We start from the raw sequence: 5,369 nt of genomic DNA, 5'->3' as shown, positions 1-5,369 counted from the left end.
AAGTTAGTACAAACCGTTCGTGGGGCGGGGTATCGCTTCTCAACACGTAGCTAGAACATCCCTTTAAAGGGATGAGCCGATATGGAGATATAATGGTCGAACGACTGTCTTGGAAGAAGCTGGCCTGGGAGCTGGCTTTTTTTTATTTACCTTGGCTCGTAGTAGGTGGATTGTTTGGCGGCCTACCTTGGTTATTACTCGGCGCCACTGTAGCGATGTTATTGYGGCACTTGCACCAGCAAATAAAGCTGTCTGACTGGTTATGGAAAGACAAAAGCTTAACGCCTCCATCCGGTACGGGATCGTGGGAGCCTTTATTTAATGGTATTTATCGCTTACAAAAGCGTAACCGCCGGCGTCGCAAAGAGCTTGCTAACTTAATTCGCCGTTTTCGTAACGGCGCGGAGTCTTTGCCCGATGCGGTGGTGGTATTTGAGCGCGATGGCGCCATTGTTTGGTGTAACAAACTCGCTCAGGAGCTACTTGGCTTGCGCATGCCGGATGATAACGGCCAGCATATTAGTAACTTGATCCGCGCACCGGAATTTGTCAGTTATATCGCCAATGCCAATTACGATACGGCGTTGGAAATGCGCTCTCATCTGAATAGCGCTCGCACACTCGAATTTCGGACCATGCCCTACGCGGAAGGCGAATATTTGATGGTGGTGCGTGACATCACACAGTTAAAGCAACTGGAAGGTATGCGACGTAATTTTTTCGCCAACGTTTCGCACGAGCTGCGCACACCAATGACGGTATTGCGTGGGTACTTAGAAATGACTGAAGATCCGGATATGGTTGTTGGACCCATGTGGCCAAAAGCACATGGTGTGATGACAGAGCAATTATCTCGGATGGAATCCTTGGTTGAGCAACTGCTTACGCTGTCTAAAATTGAAGCTGCAGCCAAACCCGATCTCGACCATCATGTCGATGTTCCCGCGATGCTCGATGTGCTGCAAAAAGAGGCTCAGGCATTAAGTGGTAACAGTGAGCATGTACTTACCTTTGACGTCGACACGGCGTTGAAAGTCCGCGGCAATGATGATCAGCTGCGCAGTGCGATCTCAAACCTTGTTTATAATGCGGTGAAACACACTCCCGCCCAGGCAGAGATCCAGGTGCGTTGGTATCGTTCGAAAAAAGGCCCGCGCTTAGAGGTTATCGACAGTGGTGAGGGCATTCCGCCACAACATTTAGACCGATTGACTGAGCGATTTTATCGTGTCGACAAAGCGCGATCGCGAGAAACCGGTGGCAGTGGGCTAGGGCTTGCGATAGTTAAACACGCGCTGAGCCACCATGATGCTGAACTGGATATTAAAAGCGAAGTCGGGATAGGTAGCACGTTTGCATTCACGTTGCCGGAGCGGCTCGCATGTTAAAACGCGTTATCTTGTTTGTTTGTCTCGTATGGAGTCTGAATGCGTTAAGCCAAACCCATCCTTTACCGGATTACCAACGTACCAGCGGCATATCCGGCAACTTAAGCTCTGTGGGCTCTGATACGCTCGGTAATCTTATGGCGGCGTGGACAGGCGGATTTAAGCGCTTGCATCCGGGCGTCAATGTGCAGTTGCAGACCCCTGGCTCGGCATCGGCGGCGCCCGCGCTGGTGGAGGGCACTGCGCAACTTGGGCCAATGAGCCGCGCGATGCGTGTCAGTGAGGAAAACGCCTTTCAAGCGCGGTTCGGTTACCCCCCAACCGCAGTCCCAGTTGCGATTGACGCGATGGCCGTCTATGTCCATCAAGACAATCCACTTCGTACTATCAGTTTTCAACAGCTTGACGCGCTCTTTTCCAGAACGCTGTGGTGCGGTGCGAGTGACCCTATTACAACCTGGGGGCAGCTGGGCTTAACCGGCCGCTGGCAGCATCGTGACTTACAGTTGTTTGGCCGAAATTCGGTCTCTGGCACCTATGGTTATTTTAAGCAATCAGCCCTGTGTCGCGGCGATTTTCGTGCCGATGTGAATGAGCAGCCCGGTTCGGCGTCGGTGGTACAGTCGGTGGCTTCTTCACTCCATGCTATCGGTTATGCAGGGATCGGTCATCAAGCCTCGGGCGCCCGTATGCTTGCGATTTCTCGTCATGGCGACAAAGCCGTTATCCCTAGTGACAGGGCGATTCGAGAAGGTAAGTACCCACTTACTCGACATCTCTATTTATATATCAACAAAGCGCCGCATCAACCGCTTGCGCCTTTAGATGCCGCATTTATGCGATATATTCTCTCTAAGCAAGGACAAAAAGCCGTCAGCCAGCAAGGATATATTCCATTGCCGGCAGAAACGGTACACGCACAGCGACAGGCGCTGGGATTGGATTAGTCGTTACAGGTCAACGCCCAGTTTACGGATTGCCAGTATTGTTTTTCGGCTTCAAGATCGGCGGCTAATAAGCGGTTATCTTGGAGCCACCTTGCAGGGAAATCGAGCTGCCATGTTCCTTTTTTATCCACATTCAGTGCGATATCAGGTAGTGGCTGGTCGTTACGTTGGGAGTGCAACACACAGGCTAAGCGTAATGCGCAAATTAGGGTTTCAATCAGTTTCGGCTTAAACAAAGTAAACTTGGGCATCTCACTGAGCTTTAGCGCCTTTCGGTGAAAGCGTGCCAATGTCGCGAGCACTGTCTGCTGCTCTTGATTAAAACCCGGCAAATTGGTGTGGTGCAAAATATAGGCTGAATGTTTGTGATAACCCGGATAGCCAATGCTCAGGCCAACTTCATGGAGCAGTGCTGCCCAGTTGAGCAATCCGGCGAGCTCGGACTTTTTACTGCCTTTATCCGGTTCTGCTTGCGCATAAAAGTGGGCCGCCGTTTGCTGTACACGTCGAGCATGACTCAGATCAATATTGTAGCGAGCCGCCATGTCATCTGTGGTGCGGCCGCGGATATCCGTACGCTGAAAACGATCTTCCATCTCATAGAGTAAACCTTCACGCAGTGCCCCGTCGGAAAAGCGCAGTGACTCGATGGCTAACGCATCAAATATCCCCGACAAGATAGCCACACCCGCAGCAAACACAGGTTGCCTATCGGCTGATAAGCCTGGCAAATTGATGCTCTCACTGGTTTTAAATGTCAGTAGCGTTTCAATCAAACTATCCAGGCGTTTGCGGGTGATAATGCCATCGTCGTCACCCAAGCCGATGATGACCTCACGAATCGCTTTCACCGTTCCTGAAGCCCCTAAAGCCACTTGCCAGCCTGCTTGGCGGTATTGGCTTGCGAGACTCTCTAGTTTTTGCCGAGTGGCGAGCTGAGCGGCCGCAAATTGCTTTGAGCTAATGGCCCCTTTGGGGAAAAACCGTTCATTATAGCTCACACAGCCCATGCGTTTGCTATTAACCAGCAGGGGGTCAAAGTTATCACCAATGACTAATTCTGTGCTGCCGCCACCAATATCGATGACGAGCTTGCGGCCGATATTTTGTTGGGTGTGTGACACGCCCATGTAAATCAAACGCGCTTCTTCCTCACCCGAAATAACTTCTATTGGGTAAGGGAAAACTTGATTCGCTCGCTGGATAAACGTCTCGATATTACGAGATTGGCGTAACGTGTGGGTCGCGGCAATGCGGACGTTATCCACGTCAATACCGTTGAGGCGCTCAGCGAACATGGCTAAACATTCCACGCCTCGATCAATCGCTTCATCGCTAAGACAATGGTGGCTGTCTAGCCCCGCAGCCAGACGAACGCGCTGTTTATGGCGGCTGACGATTTGAAGCCCTTCACCGACGACGCGTGCGACGACCATGTGGAAACTGTTGGAGCCGAGATCAACCGCAGCAATCTCGCGCGGTTTATCCTTTGACTGGGGGTGTGTCATGTTGCAACTTTTCCGCGTGTTTGAGTGCTTGGCGTTCTATGTGTTTGAGGTAATCATAGATCTCGACTTGTGAGCGGATCTTTTTCTTGTTACCGCGTTTAACATAGGCGTTAGACATGGCTTTGTCGATGACTCGTGCTTTGGCGCGATCGGCAAATTGAATTTCCAAGATTGCCATGATGCGATCTTTGAGTCTTGGATCGCGAATAGGTGCCCCCACTTCAATACGATTATCAATATTTCGGGTCATCCAATCGGCAGATGAAATATAGATATCACGTTCACCGCCATTTTCAAAGGCAAATACACGTGGATGCTCGAGAAAGCGGTCCACAATACTGATCGCCTTGATGTTTTGACTCACCCCTTTTACGCCCGGCACGAGCGAGCACATGCCGCGGACAATAATTCGAATTTTGACCCCTTCATTGCTGGCTTTGTATAAGAGATTAACTAAGCCTCTATCAACGAGGTTATTGACTTTAAGCGTAATGCCAGCTTTGCGTTTGGCGCGCGCATGTTCAATCTCGCGCTCGATCAATTTACACATTCGGCGGCGTGAGTTACGCGGCGACACAATCAGGTGGTTAAACTTTACTGGGCGATAAGGGTTCTCGATAAAGTCGAAAACTTTTCGGATCTCTGAGGTGAGTTGTTGATCGGCGGTAAAAAGCGCAAAGTCAGTATAGATTCGTGCCGTTTTTTCATGAAAGTTTCCGGTACCAATATGGCCATAATCGCGAAGTTCGCCATCTTCGCGGCGAGATATCAAGCACAGCTTGGAGTGAATTTTTAGCCCTGGCGTGCCGAATACCACTTTGACCCCTGCGTCGGTCAGTACCCGTGACCACTCGATATTGGCCTCTTCATCAAATCGTGCCTGAAGTTCAACCACCACAGTGACGCGCTTACCGTTATTGGCAGCATCAATCATTGAATTGATAATCCGCGAGTTCTTTGCCACGCGATACACGTTGATCCGAATGCTACGCACTTTAGGGTCAAACGATGCTTGTCGCACCAGTTCGGTCATATGCCGAAAGGTATGATAGGGGTAGTACAGCAGTATGTCGCGTTCACGTATGGCCCGAAACGCATTGTTTTGCAATTGAAAATCGGCACTCTCGAAAGGCGGAAGCGGTGCGTTTTCTAGATACTGGCGTCCCACATTGGGAAAGCCGATAAAATCACGAAAGTTATGATAGCGCGCCCCGGGTAGCACACTGTCGTAATCAGAAATCTTTAAAACTTGGATGAGTTTGTTCACCATTTCAGGTGGCATATCACGCTGATACACAAACCGAACAGGTAGGGCGGTTAAGCGTTGGTCCAAGCTTTCTGACATATTTTCGAGCAGGCTATGTTCGACTTCGTTGGTCAAATCGTATTCGGCGTCACGCGTCATTTTCATCGCATAAGCGTCGACGGTATCGTAATCGAACAAACCACTGAAAATCTGATCAACACAGAGTCGAATAATATTGTCCAATAAGATAATGGTTTTGCGCTGCCGCTTTCCTTTAGGC

Annotated in this window: 4 protein-coding genes; 2 read left to right on the top strand and 2 right to left on the bottom strand. The window is 50.2% G+C overall.

Going from position 1 to position 5,369, the window contains the following annotated elements; genetic code table 11:
- Positions 1-92: 92 nt before the first annotated feature.
- Both phoR and BZG79_RS11090 read left to right on the top strand, forming a co-directional pair.
- Complete coding sequence (phoR, locus tag BZG79_RS11095) at positions 93-1,388, top strand: phosphate regulon sensor histidine kinase PhoR (protein WP_077774413.1); 1,296 nt, start codon at positions 93-95, stop codon at positions 1,386-1,388.
- Positions 1,382-2,335, top strand: a complete 954-nt coding sequence (locus BZG79_RS11090) for a phosphate ABC transporter substrate-binding protein (protein ID WP_077774412.1) — start codon at positions 1,382-1,384, stop codon at positions 2,333-2,335. Before phoR ends, BZG79_RS11090 begins: the two co-directional genes overlap by 7 nt.
- On the opposite strand, the gene ppx is transcribed toward BZG79_RS11090, so the two are convergent.
- Together ppx and ppk1 are read right to left on the bottom strand one after the other, a co-directional pair.
- The gene (gene ppx / locus BZG79_RS11085) at positions 2,332-3,843 is read right to left on the bottom strand and encodes an exopolyphosphatase (RefSeq protein WP_077669521.1); all 1,512 of its coding nucleotides are present in this window, start codon (positions 3,841-3,843) and stop codon (positions 2,332-2,334) included. The genes BZG79_RS11090 and ppx overlap by 4 nt on opposite strands.
- Positions 3,818-5,369: polyphosphate kinase 1 (gene ppk1, locus BZG79_RS11080; protein WP_077774411.1), on the bottom strand; the 1,552-nt coding region annotated here is incomplete at its 5' end. The genes ppx and ppk1, both read right to left, overlap by 26 nt.

It is taken from the genome of Salinivibrio sp. MA427, assembly GCF_001996115.1.
Taxonomy (GTDB): domain Bacteria; phylum Pseudomonadota; class Gammaproteobacteria; order Enterobacterales; family Vibrionaceae; genus Salinivibrio; species Salinivibrio costicola.
This window is presented reverse-complemented; position numbering and strand designations above follow the sequence as displayed.